The following is a 16,074-nucleotide window of genomic DNA, read 5'->3' as shown; positions in this document are numbered from 1 at the left end:
TTCTACTATGAGCCACAAACATTGCACCTTTACGAAAATTGATTATATCCTTCTATTGCTTAATCTGTTTTCAAACTCTTCATCGGGTTTACTAATGCGGCTTTGATAGCCTGATAACTCACTGTTAATATTGCAACCAATGCAGCCAGTCCGCCAGCCAGTACAAAAACCCACCATGATAAACTAACCTTATAGGCGAAGTCCTGTAACCATTGCGACATACTGTAACCGGCAATGGGAGAGGCGATGACAATGGCAATTAATATTAATTTGAGATAATTGCTCAATAACAACCCTACAATGCTGGTAACAGAGGCACCCAATACTTTGCGGACACCTATTTCTTTGGTACGCTGATAAGTGGTAAAAGCCGCCAAACCAAACAGACCCAGACAGGCAATGAATATGGCAAGCCCGGCACAGACACTGAATATCTGACCGATTCTATGTTCAGCATCATACATGCTATTGAACCTGTCGTTTAAGAATGAATAGGCAAACGGGTTTTCTGTTTCAGCTTTCCATAGTTTTTCTATATTGCTCAGCAAGGTGGGCAAGTCATTAGTCTTGATTCGTAAAGCCAGCTGATTGTTGTCGCCACCATAGAACATCACCAATGGGGCAATGCGCTGGCGCATGTTTTCAAAATGGAAATCTTTTACTACACCTACAATGGTATAAGTATGCTTGCTTCCTTTAGTACCGTCGCCAACAGTAGAAATCTGCTTTCCAATTGGGTTTTTGAAACCATAAACCCTCACAGCCGCTTCGTTTAGCAATACTGCTGAGCTGTCTGTGGCCAATTCTTTCGAGAAATTCCTTCCAAGTGCCAACTGCATACCCAGTGTCGGTAGATAATCTTCATTGATAAAATAACTTTTGGTCCGGTGAATGCCCGTTTGCGTGCCATTCTGTATTACAATACCATCAACACTCTGGCTGGAATGACCCGCAGGCATAAATCCGGCCGATGAGACCTTTGTAACCTGTGCCATTTTTGCCAGATTTTCTTTAAATACTTTTACCTTACCGCCCAGCACCTCAGTATCATGTAAAACCAGAACCTGCTCTTTGTTGAAGCCTAGTTTCTTGGTCTGCATAAAACTGAGTTGCTGGCGGGCAATAATGGTAGCAATTATAAGACCGATTGATACCACAAACTGGCCGGTAACCAATGTATCGCGTAGCCAACCACTACGAAGATTGGCCTGCATTTTCCCTTTCAGTACCGCAACAGGCTTAAACGCCGAAAGTACAAAGGCCGGATAAAACCCTGCTAATACGCCAATCAGCAGGCATGCAAGTATGGTTACACCCAGCATAGGTATATTGAACACATCAATAACCGTAAACTGCTTACCTGTTAAGCTGTTAAAACCGGGTAGCAATAGGAGTACCATTACAATTGCCAATACCATTGAAAGCAGCGTAAGCAGCACCGATTCAGTCAGAAATTGTCCAATGAGCTGTTTTTGCACCGAGCCAAGCACTTTTCTGATACCTACTTCTTTGGAACGCCCGGCAGACCCTGCCGTTGAAAGGTTCATGAAGTTGATACAGGCTAGCAGCAATATAAAGGCAGCTATCGCAGTAAAAATGTAAACATATTTGATATTGCTGTTGGTGTCGAGCTCATCATCCAGATCTGAATGCAGGTGGATACTGGTAACAGGTTGAAAGCTAAACCCAAAGCGATTACCGTTTTTATTGAATTCCGACATAGTAATACCGAAAAACTCTTTTATTTCGGCGTTAACGTACTTATTAACCAAACGGTCTGATTGCACGGCCAGCTGCTCTTGAGTATAACCTTCTCTTAAGCGCAGATAGGTATGAGCACCGCTGGCCATCCATTTGGTACCGGCATTAACAGATTTAACCGACCCGAACATATCAAAGTGGAAATGGGTATTAGAGGGTAGGTCTTTACAGATACCCGTAATACGGAATACTCCCAAATGCCCGATAGACAAGGTTTTACCGATAGGGTCAGTAAATCCGAAGTATTTCTTTGCCTTTGATTCACTCAGCACCAGCGTTTTAGGTTCAATCAGTACCGTACCCGCATTGCCTTTTATGATAGGAAGCGCAAAAAAAGAAAAGAAGTTAGAATCTACAAAGGCGATGTTTTCTTCTTTAAAAACTTCGGTGCCATGCTTTACCAGAAAAGCGCCGTCGTCGCGCAGGCGGGTAAAAGCTTCAATCCCTGAGTAGTCTCGCATCAGGGCAGGCCCGGCCGGTTCGCTGGCGTAGGCCAGCCGGATATCTTTTTTATCCACCCGCGCATCAATAATCATCCGGTAGATTCTGTCGGCATGGGCGTGGTAGCGGTCGTAGCTAAGTTCGTGTTTTACAAAAAGCACAATTAGCAGGCAGGTGGCTAACCCTACGGCCAGCCCAACTATGTTAATGGAGGTAAAGGCTTTGTGTCGCCATAGATTTCTGAACGCAACGGTGAGATAATTTGAGAGCATGTCGATAAAGCGGGGGTTAGAATCTGTTTTGTAATAGCTGTTTAAATGCACTTCCTTTTTTCGTTTAAAAAAGAAAGGTGTAAGGCAGTTCAACACTGCCCAAAGGTATTCTCGGCGGGCACGGGTAATACCTGCTGTTTCTACACGTTTGTAAAAGTTTTCATGTAAATCTCCCTGCACGTATTCAAGCAGGTGAGGAGCCACAAACCATTCCAGTAGTTTGTCAGCCCACGAAGGTGGCTGAGGTGTATCCCTTTGCTTTTTCATATCCGGGCTTAAAGTGAATCGGTGGATAAACCCAAAGAACTTAATTTGCTTTGAGGGATTGTCTGCCAGAGTTGCGAACGCATCTGCTGAACTTCCAAAAGGGCCTGTCCTCCCGATGCGGTTAGGGCAAAAAGTCGCTTGCGGCGGCCACCGCGTTCAGCCGTTGCCCCTCCAACAGAAGAAACCAGAAAGCCTTTTTCTTCCAACCGGTATAGGGTAGTATGCACGGCACCGATGGTGAAGTCTCGCCCGGTAAGTTCCTGCAACTGTTCCATTACAGGTACACCGTACACCGATTCACTACTTGCAGCTACTACCAGTAGCACTAGCTCTTCCAATTCACCCAGAATCGTCTTTTTCATAATCTGTTTATGCGCTTTTATTAGATACTATTTTGTAAATCAAATGATGCAAAAATTAATCGATTAGCTTTATAAAAATGTGATGACTGATTATATACTATATTGTAAATCAAATACAATGCCAATTGCAAAATTGATTGTTTTAGGTATGATTTGCGTGTTTTACGAAAATACAGGTGTCCGGAAACGGACAATTGCCTATACAAAACCGGACAGGAATACGATAATAGTTAGGCTTTTTAAGCCGGGATTTTAACGAGGAGCAAATAAAAAATCGGTACCCATTGCTGAAGTACCGATTTACATATTTACTGAATAGGCGTTTGTTTCAGAATTTATTCATTTACCGGAATCACAATCATTTTCTTCTTATTAAACGCATCTGCAAATTGTTGACGGGTTTGTTTTTTTCTGAAAACATAGCGATACACCCAAAGGATAGAAGCCGTCGGGATAATATCTGTAAACGGAATAATCTCTTCAACAAACCCGAATGCCGCCCCGAAAGTAGTACGATGTACCGCGTAAATCAGCCCTGATATAACGGGTGCCAGCAGCAGGTCGAAACCTTCGCCTAAAGCCGGTATCAGATAGGTAGACATCCCCAGTGCATCAATGGCAAGGCTGGCCAGCAGGTCAAATCTTTGTTTTTCAGCAAACTTTGCTTCAAGTTCTTTATCAGTTCTTTTCATTTCTGTCGCATTTGGTACTTTAATCATTTAAACGTAAAATGTCTTAAAAAGTGTCGTGGCTGTTAATAATTTTTTATGAATGGTTTTGTTTGCCAGAAAATTGACTATTTTTAAGGCATTGTCGGTAAAGAACCGATGATTGACAGAAACGGGTAAATAAGCATTGAGGATTATGACCAATTTTATAGCCAATATTGTAAACGTTTTTGATGGAACGGTAGCGTTCGGAGAATTAACGGTTGAAAACCGACGGATTCAGCAAATAAAAATTCTGGGTGAAGAGAAAACCGGTGAACCCTATATTTTACCCGGGTTGGTAGATGCGCATATACATGTAGAGAGTTCTATGCTTACCCCGGCGCAGTTTGCCCGGCTGGCGGTGGTACATGGAACGGTCGGGACGGTGTCTGACCCGCACGAAATTGCCAATGTGCTGGGTATAGCCGGTGTAAAATACATGATAGAAGACGGCCGCAAAGTGCCTTTTAAATTTTGTTTTGGTGCGCCGTCATGCGTACCTGCTACTACTTTTGAAACAGCAGGGGCAGAAGTAACCGTTGACGACATTACCGAGCTGTTTGGTTATAAGGAAATCGGGTATCTGGCTGAAATGATGAATTTCCCCGGGGTGCTGAACGATGACCCAGCTGTAATGAAAAAACTGGCTGTTGCCAAGGCATTTAACAAACCCATTGACGGTCATGCGCCTGGTTTAAGGGGGGCGTCGGCCAAGAAGTACATTGAAGCAGGCATTGAAACCGACCATGAGTGTTTCACGAAAGCTGAGGCCTTGGATAAGTTGAAGATGGGAATGAAAATTCTGATTCGGGAAGGCAGCGCTGCCAAAAATTTTGAAGAACTTATTTCGTTGGCAGACACCTGGCATGCAGCTATGATGTTTTGCTCTGACGACAAGCACCCTGATAATCTGGTAGAAGGCCATATCAACCAGCTGATAAAAAGGGCAGTTGCCAAAGGCATTGATAAATTTAAGGTGTTGCGAATGGCCACCATTAATCCGGTGTTGCATTACCGTATGAATATAGGTTTGCTGCGTGAAGGCGACTGGGCTGATTTTATAAAGGTGGATAATCTGGATAATTTTGAAATACTGGAAACTTATATTGATGGTGAAAAAGTTGCCGAAAACGGAAAATCGCTGATTGAAAACATCAGAAGTGAGGTGGTTAATAATTTTAATTGTGCACCTCTTAAACCGGCGCAAATAACCGTAAAGGCACCATCAGCAGGAAGTCTTCTGAGGGTAATACAAGCCATTGACGGCCAGTTGATTACCCGCGAAGAATTGGTAAACCCCTTCATACTTGACGGAAACGTGGTGGCAGATACAGCAAGAGATATTCTGAAAATGGTGGTTTACAACCGGTATTCAGATGCCCCTCCGGCCGTGGCATTTATCGGTAATTTTGGCCTGAAAGAAGGCGCAATAGCCTCATCAGTAGCCCATGATTCGCATAATATTGTGGCTATTGGTGTTGAAGACGAGGCCATCTGTGATGCCGTAAATCTGATTGTGAGAGAACAGGGTGGGGTGTCGGCCGTTAGCAGTAATCAAAAAGGCGTATTGGCTTTACCTGTGGCAGGCCTGATGAGCAATGAAGACGGTTATCAGGTGGCCGAAGATTACACAAGGTTAGATAAATTTACAAAAGAGGTACTCAAAAGTACGCTTACGTCTCCCTTTATGAGTCTGTCTTTTATGGCCTTGTTAGTAATACCTTCTTTGAAGCTAAGCGACTTAGGCTTGTTTGATGGTACTAATTTTAAATTTACTGAGTTGTTTCATGCGGAGTGACTTAACTGTTTTTTACCACGGAGTGACCCTAAGTTGCACACAGAGTTGCACGAAGTATGTTTTAACTCAGTGCTACTCCGTATTTCAACTTGGTGAAACTTCGTGGTGAAATAATACATAGCAAATGAGCCTTTCAACAAACAGAAAGAAAACGTTGCCTGCTCAATCGAAATTTCTAAAACGGTAATTTGCCTAAATCAACATTGCCACCGGTTAGTATAATACCCACGCGCTTGTTAGCAAAACGTTCTTTGTGTTTCAGTAATGCGGCAAAAGGCACTGCGGCCGAGGGTTCAATCACTATTTTCAGTTGCTCCCAAATCAGGCGCATGGCTTCCACAATTTCATCATCATTTACAATGATGATATCCTTCACATATTTTCTGATTATCTCCAGCGTTTTATCTCCCAGATTAGTCAGTAAGCCATCAGCAATGGTTTTTATATACGGGGCTTTCTCTATTTTCCCAGACCTGAACGAAAGCACCGCATCGGCTGCACCTTCAGGTTCTCCGGCTATTACCTCAGCATCAGGCTGCAGGTAATGCACTGCCAGGGCAGTACCGCTGAGCAATCCACCACCACCTACGGGGGCCATCACCACATCCAGCAAACCCGCCTGTTCTATCAGTTCAACCGTAGCGGTGGCCTGCCCGGCTATTACATCATAGTTATTAAAAGGATGAACAAATGTTGCCCCTTTTTCATCAATTATCTTCTGTACTGCACTTTCGCGGGCTTCAAGCGTTGGTTCGCATTCAATTATCTCAGCTCCCAGATATTTTACTCCGTTTTTCTTGATATCCGGTGCATTGCTTGGCATTACAATATAGGCCCTGGTACCTACAGCTTTGGCTGCCAGTGCAATGGCCTGTGCATGGTTGCCTGACGAGTGCGTGGTAATACCCTTTTGCTGCTCTTCCTTGCTAAGCCTAAGTACGGCATTCATGCCTCCACGGGCTTTGAACGCGCCAATTTTCTGCAGGTTTTCGCACTTAAAGAATACATGGCAACCAGCCAGCTCATTGATAAACTCAGAGCTCAGCACTGGTGTGTGCCGTATGTATGATCTTATTTTTTCGTGTGATTCTTTGATGTCGTCAAACGTAGGTATATGGTTCATTGGCTTTTGGCTGGTTTATCTGTAATAAAATATGTAGTCGGTAGCAGGTAAGGGTGATACATGGCCTTTCAGGAGTTGTACTACCTGCCCTCTGTGATAGGCAGTGTGCAATGCCAGATGTGTCAGGATATCGCTGGCAGAACTGGTAAACACTGCACCCAGCGAATTACGATAGGTTACCAGACGGTTAAAATCTACAGTTTCCAGCAAGGCATTCAAATCATTAAAATTGGCTGTCAGTAAATCTTTAAGTTGCTCTTTTTTGTATAACTCCCACACTTTGGTAGCTGAGCTGACACCTTGTAAACGTTCAATCCAGATTCTCTGCGCCGAAACCATGTGCGAAAGTAACTCAATAGCCCTGGCAGGGGGCTGTTCAACCTGTAAATAAGAAGCAAGCACTTCTGCATTAGCCCAATGCTCATGCTCAAAAAGTCTTAGAAAGTAAGCCTTCATATAATTGCTAATGGTATATAGCTCATATCGAGCCTCTTTATAGGTAACATCTGCATTATAAACCCAGCGATGCAAATATTATTTACTGCGAAGATAATACTTAAGCGCTTATTGAGGCAATAATGAAGCGTTTATTCAATTAGCCATAAAAAAACCGAAGGCCGGGCCTTCGGTTTCTGGATAGTATCTCAATTAAACAGGTTAAAATCTTAGCTGGCTTTCAGGTTTCCTTCAAATACCCTGATGGCAGGACCGGTGAGGTACACATTCTGAAAGCCTTCGTCAAACGACACCTGAAGATTTCCGCCGTTGGTTCGTACTTTAATAGGGCTGGGCATACCATGCTTCATGTGAGCCGATAACGCACAAGCCGTTACACCTGTACCGCATGAATAGGTCTCGTCTTCTACACCCCGTTCATAAGTGCGTACATATATTGTTTCGCTGTCAATTACTTCTACAAAGTTTACATTGGTGCCGCCGCGTTTCACCCAATCATCAGCATATCTTACTTTTTTGCCTTCTGCTACCACATCATAATGGTGGATGTCGCCCACGTAACGCACATAATGCGGCGAGCCGGTATTCATGAAATCATAATTTTCATGATGCTCAATGCTGCGTACTTCACCCATTTTTAACGATATGTCGGTGCTGTTTGCTTTGGCTTCATGTTCGCCATCAACGGCTATAAAGGTAGTGCTGCCACTAAAAATACCCAGGTCTTCGGCAAATCTTACGGTGCAACGCCCGCCATTGCCACACATGCTGCCTTCTCTGCCATCAGCGTTGAAGTACACCATTCTGAAATCATAGTCCGGGTCGTTTTCTAACAGAATAAGACCGTCGGCACCAATTCCGAACCTCCGGTGGCATAAATGCTCAATATAGGGCTGCTCAACCGGAAACTGTCCGTCGCGGTTATCAATCATTACAAAATCGTTACCGGTACCCTGGTACTTATAAAAACTGCCTGTATATTTCTGGTTGCTCATAACACGTCAACAAATAAATATCTAAGTTAATTCTTTTGTTTGGTTCTTTCTTTTACTGCTTCAAAATTCAAAGATACGCAGCCCTGCCATACGGAAAAATCAATTCGCTTTGGTGGTGCGCTTTAGGGTACCACGTTATTTTCGTCATGTAACCCTAATGATTCTCTATTTTTACCGGTTTTTAGGCACAAAAAAAGCCGCTTCAAAGAAGCGACCTTTTCCCATACAAAATTATGAAAAAGCTATTACTTTTATCTTTAGACATCTCAAACTGCCGAAAGTTTAACCGGCAGCCGGATATACATTATTTCTTTAATTCTTTAATACGGGCAGCTTTACCTTGTTTTCCACGTAGGAAGAACAATCTTGCGCGGCGTACTTTACCGAAGCGCACTACCTCAATTTTATCAATGCTTGGTGAAAGGATAGGGAAAATTCTTTCTACACCTACACCGTTTGAAATTTTACGTACTGTAAAAGTTTCACCATTTGTACCAGCGTTACGACGCTGAATAACCATACCTGTGTAAACCTGTATACGTTCTTTGTTACCCTCTTTAATTTTCACGTGAACGTTTACTGTGTCACCGGCTTTAAACTCGGGTTGGTTGTCTCTTTTGGTAGCAAATTCTGCTTCAACCAATTTAATCAAATCCATTGTTTTATTATTTACCTGATTATTAATTTACTCGCTTAGTGAAGCGGCTGAATCGTACAAACCCAGCATTCTCCTAACCGGAGTGCAAAATTAACAAATCTTACTGTAAAATCCAAAAAACGAACAGATTTTTCATTTTTTGCCTTTGTTGATGCTAATATAGTGAATTTTTTTTCTCAGGTAAATAGTCAACAAAAAAAAATATAATTTTTTTTCAATTTCGTATAAATATATTCGTTACCTGCTATTCTTTGTCTTTTACTTTGCCCCAACCCATGGTGGCTACCATCCAGTCTGGCAATGGTTTTTGTGTTTTTCTGGTTTTCAGATTCAGATACCAGCCTATTTTTTTCAGAATAGGTACCCGGTGTGTTTCTACAAACTCAATAAGTGTGCCATCGGGGTCTTCCAGATAGGTAAATCGGCCACCGGCCTCGCCCATATCAAAGGTATCGCTGCTGTCAACCGTAAACGGAAAACCATTTCCGGCGCAAAATTCTTTCAGTCCGTCCATATCCAGTGTATCAAAACACAGGTGAATAAAACCCAGGTCTCCCCAGCTACGGCCTGCAAAAATGGTTCTTGGTTTTACATCTGCATCCAGTGCCTGCACCAGTTCTATTTCAACATTGCCCAGCAACCGGCTGAACGCCCCGCGGTTTTGCATACTTTTACGCAAAAGTACCCGTCTGAAACGTGCATTGCCTTTGCCCAGGGTTTCAAAGTCATTGAAACTACCGGTTTTGTCATAAACCACTTCGTTGATACCCAGCGTATCTTTATAGAGTTTCAGCGCTTTGTCAATGTCGCTCACACCAATAATCACGCCCAAAACGCCACCCGTATTACTCTCTTTAGGCTTAAACCACGAGCCATCAGGCACTATCTGCAATTGGTTTCCGTAGGGGTCCTGCAACCAGCTGTGTTCTTTGCCTTCCAGCGAAAGTTCTACTTTTAAACTATGCCTGCCCGCAAATTGTTTTACATTCTGGCATTTAATTTTCAGGGCAAAGATACCGTAGTCGCCTAATTCCGGGGTAAATTCGGCCGCCAAAGGTGCCGGACGATTCGACTGCCAGATTTCCGCTCCGCCACCACCGGCCATGTTAAGGGCCAGAATGGCACGGCGTTGCCTTACTACCCCGTTGGTGTGCGGTGTCATTAATTTAGCCTCTGCTACATCATCAAAAAGCGGCACATTCAGCCCGAGTGTTCTGTTATACCAGCGAAAAGCCTCGCCTGCATCTTTAACGCCAATCCCGACCTGCTGAATGCCACTGATAAATTCTGACATAATACTATATGTATGGTTTAAAAAAGTGTTTCTTGTTTTTGCACCACGAATAACCTCTTTTTTAGGCAAAAATCAAAATCGGGGCGATTTTTATTGGGCAAAAGGGCAAAATGAAAATAGCCTTCCGGTATGAAGGCTATTGTTCTGGTTGGTGGATTACTGGTTGGATTTAGAAATTTTGTGGGCGTATTAATCTTTCTCAACATGGCTGCTGCCCGATGTATTAGAACTAACAACCGGGTTGCCGCGGTAACGAACCTTACTGGCTCCGCTGGCACTTACGCGCAGATTGTTGCTTACCGTAACTTTTGCCGAGCTTGCCCCTGATACATCCAGGTTAGCTTTCTCAATGTCGGCATCAAAAGCATACAGTTTAGATGCCCCCGATATCTCGGCTTCCAGATTTTTGCCGTTGCCCTCAATAATCAGGTCTGACGCGCCCGACAAGTCTATGTCATAGCCTTTAGCCTGGGTTACAAAAGTAGCCTTTGACGCACCCGACAAATCAATGTACAGTTGGTCCAGGTTATTAAAACCCTTTACATAAGCATTTACTGCACCAGAGAAATCGGTCTCTTTCAGGTCTGGCATTTCAATTTCTACCTCCATGCGGTAGCGTTTTGCCCGCCATTTAGAAAAATACATTTTCAGCTGCCCGCCACTTACGCGCACAACCAGGTCGTCTATGTCGCGGCGGTCGCCTTTTACAAAAATTCTGTAATTGGCGCTTTGCTTTACCTCAACCTGAAAACCATCGCCCATTTCAAGCTTATCAAAACCACTCAGGTTAAAGTGCTTGTCTTCCGGATGCCGCGGTTCCAGACCAGACTCAATAATTTCACACGAACTCAGTCCAAATGCCATCAATAGAGTGGCTAACAAGTAATAAACGGTTAGTTTTTTCATAATTATTATTTTTTTGTTTTTGAATCCATGACAAACCAGCCTTCCGTTACCCCCATTGCTTATGCTGAAATTCTTTGTTTTTTTTTACGGCAGCACGCCATAAAAAAATTTTACTTTAGTAAGTAGGGGTAAAACGCTGGTGGGTTGTCATATACACAGACCGTTCATCAAATTGATTTTTTAATCTTTCAACAGAAACCGCTATGTTTGCATAAAATTTAAACTTTATTCGGTGCAGTTAACAGAGCAGGAAATAGTTGGCGCAATAAGGCAGGGAAATGAACGTATTTTCGAAGTAGTTTTTCGGAAATACTATCAGAGCCTTTGTAATTATGCCAACTCTATACTGAAAGAGATGGAAGAGGCCGAAGAAATTGTGCAGAATTTGTTTTCAGGCTTGTGGGAAAAACGAAGCGACCTGGAAATTAACATTTCGCTGAAATCTTATTTATACAGGGCAGTGCATAACCACTGCCTGAACCGGATAAAACACCTGAAGATTCGCGAAGAGTATCAGGAGTACGCCACCAGTTATTATGAGAGTTCGTATGAGTCGGTTGGGCAGACAGTGATGAAAAACGAACTTGAACAACGCATACACGAAGCCATTGAAAAATTGCCCGAACAATGCAGGGTGATTTTTAAGCTGAGCCGGTTTGAAGAACTGAAGTACCATGAAATAGCCGACCAACTGGGGCTTTCGCCCAAAACGGTTGAGAACCAGGTAGGCAAGGCGCTGAAAATTTTAAGAACCGAACTGGCCGAGTACCTGCCACTCTTGATTTTACAGATAGACGGCATAGTAAAGCTGAACATAGAATATTGGTACCTATAAGAAGAATACGCTAAACTTGAATACGAATCGTTCAGATAACCACGAAGACCTTTTAGGCAAATATCTGGCACAGGAAACTGATGCCCATGAAGATGCTTTGATTGAAAAGTGGCTGGAGGAGAATGATGCACATCAGAAAGAGCTAAACGACTACACTTTTATATGGGATAAGGCTGACCTGCTGAAAGAGCAGAATACCCAACCCGTTGATACCGATGCCGCCTGGCTGAAAGTAAAAGCAAGGATGGATACCACACCCAAGGCAAAAGTAATTGACTTTAAACCTGCACCTAAACCCAAAAGATTTTTTAGCCTGGGTATTGCTGCCAGTATTCTGGTAGTGCTAACAGCAGGGTTGCTAGCTTATTTTTTCAGCAACCCCCAACCGGAAATGCTGGCCCTTACCACCACAGGCAACACGCTGCAACAAACGTTGCCAGACGGCTCTGTGGTTTTTCTGAACAATAACACCTCTATTGTTTATCCTGAAAATTTTGAGGGCGACACCCGCGAGATAACCCTGAAAGGCGAAGCTTTTTTTGACATAAAAAGAAACGAAAGCAAGCCATTTGTGATTCATGCCAATGGGTCCGACATCCGCGTGCTGGGTACGTCGTTCAATGTGAAAGCCTATAATAAAAATGTAGAGGTGAGTGTTGAAACCGGGAAAGTTGAGTTTAAAAACAAAAAGAAGGCCGCACTGCTGGTGGCAGGCGAAAAAGCTACTTTTGAAAACGATACAATTAAAAAACTCAGTGCCGATAAAAACGCTTTTGCTTATAAAACCAAAGTATTTGTATTTGAAAACCAAAGCCTTGAAGAAATAGCGAAAGCGCTGGCCGATGGCTACCATACAAATATTGTATTGACTAACAACCGCATTAAAACCTGCAGGCTCACTACCCGTTTCAACAACGAGTCGCTACCCAATGCGCTCAATATTATAGCCGAAACCCTTAACCTTACTGTATCTGCAAAAGAGGGTGCTTATGTTTTAGACGGACAAGGCTGTGCTGAATAAGCCAGTGCGTAATGAGCCGAAAAAAAATATTTTTCTTATAGGGGGGGGATCGTTTTCGGATGTCATAGCTACAAAAAGAGATTAAGTATGAAAAAGCTATTAACATTTATTTTTTTATTGCATCTGTCCCAATCATTTGCACAAGATACACCTCCGCTTGAACGTGTAATCACGGTTAAATTTACAAACGAAAAACTCGATAAAGCCCTTAAGATGATTTCTGATGCGGGTAGTTTCAGCTTTTCGTATAATCCTGACGACTTTGATATTAACAGGCGCGTTTCGGTGGCAGTTCAGAACCAGCCCGTGCGTGAGGCCTTGAATGCTGTTTTCGGCAATACGGCCACTTTTAAAAACAAGGGCAATTACATTATTCTGAAAAGAAACATTGAAGAGCCGAAAAAAGATTTTTTCGTAATGGGCTACGTTTCAGACGGGGAGACGGGCTTGAAAATTGAAAAAGCCAGTGTGTACGAACCTGTCACGCTTGCTTCGGCCGTCACAAACCAGTATGGTTATTATCGCCTTAAAATACCTGCCACGCTTCAAAACGTAAACCTGCAGGTAAGAAAACAGAATTATCGTCATGAAGAAGTGGCGGTAAAAACCAAAACTGACGCCACAGTTAATGTTTCATTGCTGCCCAGCAAACCTATTCAGGTAGCTGCCAGAAAAACACTGCCGGTAATTTACAGAGACACCTTACCTGCAAAAAAACTCGACAGCCTGCCTAAAGTAGCGGTTTTGCCACAGGTTATTGAAGAGCCAACTACTACAGGCACATCAAAAAAGCCGATTGATTATGATGAGTACTGGGCCGAAACCAAAGACGCTTTAAAAGATGCGCATAAAAAACTGACAGACTGGTTGATAACCACCCGCCAGAATATCCACCTCAATAATATTGAAGATACCCTCTACCGCCAGTCTCAGGTATCTATCCTGCCGTTTATTGGTACCAACCATTATATGAGCGGTAACGTCATCAACGATTACTCGTTCAACATCATAGCCGGATACTCGCTTGGTGTAAGAAAACTTGAAATCGGTGGGGTGCTCAACATGGTAAGGGGCAGGGTAGATGGTATTCAGGCAGCCGGATTCGCCAATCTGGTAGCAGGCAGATTAAATGGTGTGCAGGCTGCTGGTACTGTCAATGTTGTGGGGCAGTCGGCTTATGGCGTGCAGGGTGCAGGTTTTGCCAATGTGGTTTTACGTAATTTCAGTGGGGTGCAAGGCTCGGGTTTTGTGAATGTTGTCGGTAATAATACCCGGAACTCGGTTCAGGCAGCAGGTTTTGCCAATGCTATCGTTAAAAGCGGAAGCGGCGTGCAGGCCGCCGGGTTTGTAAACCTTGTGGGTGGCAGTTTTAAAGGTGTTCAGGCATCCGGATTCCTCAATCAGGTATCTGATGTTTTCAGCGGTGTGCAGGCAGGCATACTAAATATGGCTTACAGGGTAGACAACGGCTTGCAGGTTGGGGTGATGAACGTGGCCGAGGAGTCTAATTCAATACCGGTGGGTCTGATTAGTTTTGTAAAACGCGGAGGCTACAAAAGACTGGAGCTAAGCACCGACGAGGTAAGCCCGGGTAACCTTACTTTCAAAACGGGTGTGCGCAGGTTTTATAATATATTTACGGTAGGTTATGGTTTCGACCAACCCGGCAAACCTGTGCTTAGCTTAGGCTATGGCCTTGGCACTGCCTGGAAACTGAACAAAACACTGTGGTTGAATTTTGATGTAGTAAGCTCGCACCTGCAAAATGATGTGGAAGAATGGGAAACCAACAATTTGCTCCGTGGCAGCCTGGGGCTTGAAGTACACCTTAGCCCGCGCATAGCACTGTTTGCCGCGCCAACCATCAATTTCCATGCAAAGCAGCAGCCGGAGGTGAATCTGGGTAATATGAGCCGATTCAAATTCTATGAAAAACAGGGAAGATACTTTGGCGAGCGGGTAAATCTTGCCTCCTGGATGGGCTATCAGGCGGGTATCAGAATATGTAATATCTAAAATTTACATGGTTTGTCAGAAAAAATCTCCTCCCTGAAGGGGGAGATTTTTTTACGTAAACAGCCCGATTAAAATCGGTATCCCAGGTTAAGGCCGAAGCCTCTCAGGTTTAGATATTTCAGTCTACGGGCGTTATCAATTCTTACGCCTTGTTTATCTACCTGCAATGCCAGATAGGCCTCATTGATCTGGAAAGTATCCAGAATATTCTGGCGCAAATCGCTGATAAATTTATCATCATATTTAGATAAATCCTGATTTGACTCGCCATGCACCGTTACATTTCCAAAGTATCCGCCTATTATATACCAGTCGAGCGTAAATCTTTCTCCCAATCTGAACTGCCTGCCCAGCATTAAACCACCTGACAGCGTTTTAAACTCTGTTTTTACAGGTAGTTCAACTCGTAAGGGCTGGCCTTTATATACCATATCAACATCAACCGGCAGTGTTCCAGAGAAGCGTTCGTACCGGCCAAACAGAGAAATATAAAAACCAATTGGCGCGCTTGACTTATTACCCGGATAAAACCTTAATTCGGGGGTTATCTTAAACAAACCCATAGAGGCTTCACTTTTTCTTACGTTTTTTAAACTCACATAATCAATACCTTCATCTGCGGCATCAACGTATTTTCTGATGGCTGCGGCAAAAGGAATACGATCTTCCGGCCTGTGCGAAACCCCCAATGCAAAGCTGAATTTTTTATTGAATGCTTTTTCAAACTGGATGTTGTAGGTCTTAAAGGCAAGCGCCGAAGCGTTTACTTTAATAACGCTGGTGCGGTCTTCCTGCGAAAAACACACAAAAGAAATGAAAAGGCTTATAAAAAAACTGAAGGATTGTTTCACAGAGGTAAGTTTAAGCTGGGGTAGTACAAGAGGTTTTTAATTCAGATTGTCATCTTGTGTGGCCTGATACATTGAGTTTATAGCGGCCATTTCTTTAACCAGAAATGTCTGCAGTTGTTCGTTAAAATCTTTCTTATCTGCGTCTGTCAGGCTGTCGTACAAGTCTTTCAATTCCTGATTTATGCTTGCTTTTTCTTCTTCTGTGGCCGCATTCATAGCCCTGACATGATAAGATTTAAGATTGAAATTCTTCATTCAATTCTAAAAGGTATTGTATTTTAATAATCGATTTTTAAAATTCAGCTTCA

Annotated in this window: 15 protein-coding genes; 4 read left to right on the top strand and 11 right to left on the bottom strand. The window is 43.3% G+C overall.

From position 1 onward, the window contains the following. Positions 1 to 59: 59 nt before the first annotated feature. From MB380_RS11690 to MB380_RS11680, 3 genes are all read right to left on the bottom strand, one after another. Positions 60 to 2,741 (bottom strand): permease prefix domain 2-containing transporter, encoded by a 2,682-nt coding sequence (locus tag MB380_RS11690; RefSeq protein WP_253522478.1) that lies wholly within the window; start codon positions 2,739 to 2,741, stop codon positions 60 to 62. A gap of 8 nt (positions 2,742 to 2,749) precedes the next feature. Further along, on the bottom strand, positions 2,750 to 3,103 hold the full coding sequence (locus MB380_RS11685) for a PadR family transcriptional regulator (RefSeq protein ID WP_253522477.1): 354 nt from the start codon (positions 3,101 to 3,103) through the stop codon (positions 2,750 to 2,752). Between the two features lie 335 nt (positions 3,104 to 3,438). Beyond that, positions 3,439 to 3,795 carry a hypothetical protein gene (locus tag MB380_RS11680; protein WP_253522475.1) on the bottom strand — a complete coding sequence of 119 codons (357 nt, stop codon included), beginning with the start codon at positions 3,793 to 3,795 and terminating at the stop codon, positions 3,439 to 3,441. Between the two features lie 172 nt (positions 3,796 to 3,967). Between MB380_RS11680 and ade the strand changes: the two genes are divergently transcribed. After that, positions 3,968 to 5,611: an adenine deaminase gene (gene ade / locus MB380_RS11675; protein ID WP_253522473.1), complete on the top strand. Its 1,644-nt coding sequence runs from the start codon at positions 3,968 to 3,970 to the stop codon at positions 5,609 to 5,611. 175 nt (positions 5,612 to 5,786) lie between these two features. Here ade and MB380_RS11670 read toward each other — a convergent pair whose 3' ends face one another. The 6 genes from MB380_RS11670 to MB380_RS11645 all read right to left on the bottom strand — a co-directional run bounded on the left by MB380_RS11670 (position 5,787) and on the right by MB380_RS11645 (position 11,043). Further along, positions 5,787 to 6,734 (bottom strand): threonine/serine dehydratase, encoded by a 948-nt coding sequence (locus MB380_RS11670; protein ID WP_253522471.1) that lies wholly within the window; start codon positions 6,732 to 6,734, stop codon positions 5,787 to 5,789. Positions 6,735 to 6,749: 15 nt separating this feature from the next. Continuing rightward, entirely contained in the window at positions 6,750 to 7,190 is a 441-nt protein-coding gene (locus MB380_RS11665; RefSeq protein ID WP_253522469.1) for a DinB family protein, read from the bottom strand. A gap of 209 nt (positions 7,191 to 7,399) precedes the next feature. Then, complete coding sequence (dapF, locus tag MB380_RS11660; RefSeq protein WP_253522468.1) at positions 7,400 to 8,185, bottom strand: diaminopimelate epimerase; 786 nt, start codon at positions 8,183 to 8,185, stop codon at positions 7,400 to 7,402. Positions 8,186 to 8,489: 304 nt separating this feature from the next. Next, positions 8,490 to 8,843, bottom strand: coding sequence for a 50S ribosomal protein L19 (gene rplS / locus MB380_RS11655; RefSeq protein WP_101726030.1), 354 nt, complete (start codon positions 8,841 to 8,843; stop codon positions 8,490 to 8,492). Positions 8,844 to 9,087: 244 nt separating this feature from the next. Then, the gene (locus tag MB380_RS11650) at positions 9,088 to 10,137 is read right to left on the bottom strand and encodes a VOC family protein (protein ID WP_253522466.1); all 1,050 of its coding nucleotides are present in this window, start codon (positions 10,135 to 10,137) and stop codon (positions 9,088 to 9,090) included. Positions 10,138 to 10,326: 189 nt separating this feature from the next. After that, positions 10,327 to 11,043, bottom strand: coding sequence for a head GIN domain-containing protein (locus tag MB380_RS11645; protein WP_253522463.1), 717 nt, complete (start codon positions 11,041 to 11,043; stop codon positions 10,327 to 10,329). Between the two features lie 232 nt (positions 11,044 to 11,275). On the opposite strand from MB380_RS11645, the gene MB380_RS11640 reads away from it, so the two are divergent. The 3 genes from MB380_RS11640 (at position 11,276) to MB380_RS11630 (ending at position 14,915) form a co-directional block, all read left to right on the top strand. Next, entirely contained in the window at positions 11,276 to 11,878 is a 603-nt protein-coding gene (locus MB380_RS11640; RefSeq protein ID WP_253522460.1) for an RNA polymerase sigma-70 factor, read from the top strand. Positions 11,879 to 11,894: 16 nt separating this feature from the next. After that, positions 11,895 to 12,899: a FecR family protein gene (locus MB380_RS11635; RefSeq protein WP_253522457.1), complete on the top strand. Its 1,005-nt coding sequence runs from the start codon at positions 11,895 to 11,897 to the stop codon at positions 12,897 to 12,899. Positions 12,900 to 12,986: 87 nt separating this feature from the next. Then, complete coding sequence (locus MB380_RS11630) at positions 12,987 to 14,915, top strand: STN and carboxypeptidase regulatory-like domain-containing protein (RefSeq protein ID WP_253522454.1); 1,929 nt, start codon at positions 12,987 to 12,989, stop codon at positions 14,913 to 14,915. 68 nt (positions 14,916 to 14,983) lie between these two features. Here MB380_RS11630 and MB380_RS11625 read toward each other — a convergent pair whose 3' ends face one another. After that, on the bottom strand, positions 14,984 to 15,766 hold the full coding sequence (locus tag MB380_RS11625; RefSeq protein ID WP_253522452.1) for a hypothetical protein: 783 nt from the start codon (positions 15,764 to 15,766) through the stop codon (positions 14,984 to 14,986). A gap of 36 nt (positions 15,767 to 15,802) precedes the next feature. After that, positions 15,803 to 16,021 (bottom strand): hypothetical protein, encoded by a 219-nt coding sequence (locus MB380_RS11620; RefSeq protein ID WP_101726022.1) that lies wholly within the window; start codon positions 16,019 to 16,021, stop codon positions 15,803 to 15,805. Positions 16,022 to 16,074: the final 53 nt, after the last annotated feature.

The sequence above is a fragment of the Emticicia sp. 21SJ11W-3 genome (assembly GCF_024138715.1).
GTDB lineage: Bacteria > Bacteroidota > Bacteroidia > Cytophagales > Spirosomataceae > Emticicia > Emticicia fluvialis.
Note: the sequence above shows the minus strand (reverse complement) of the source record. Positions and strands in the feature narration are given on the sequence as shown.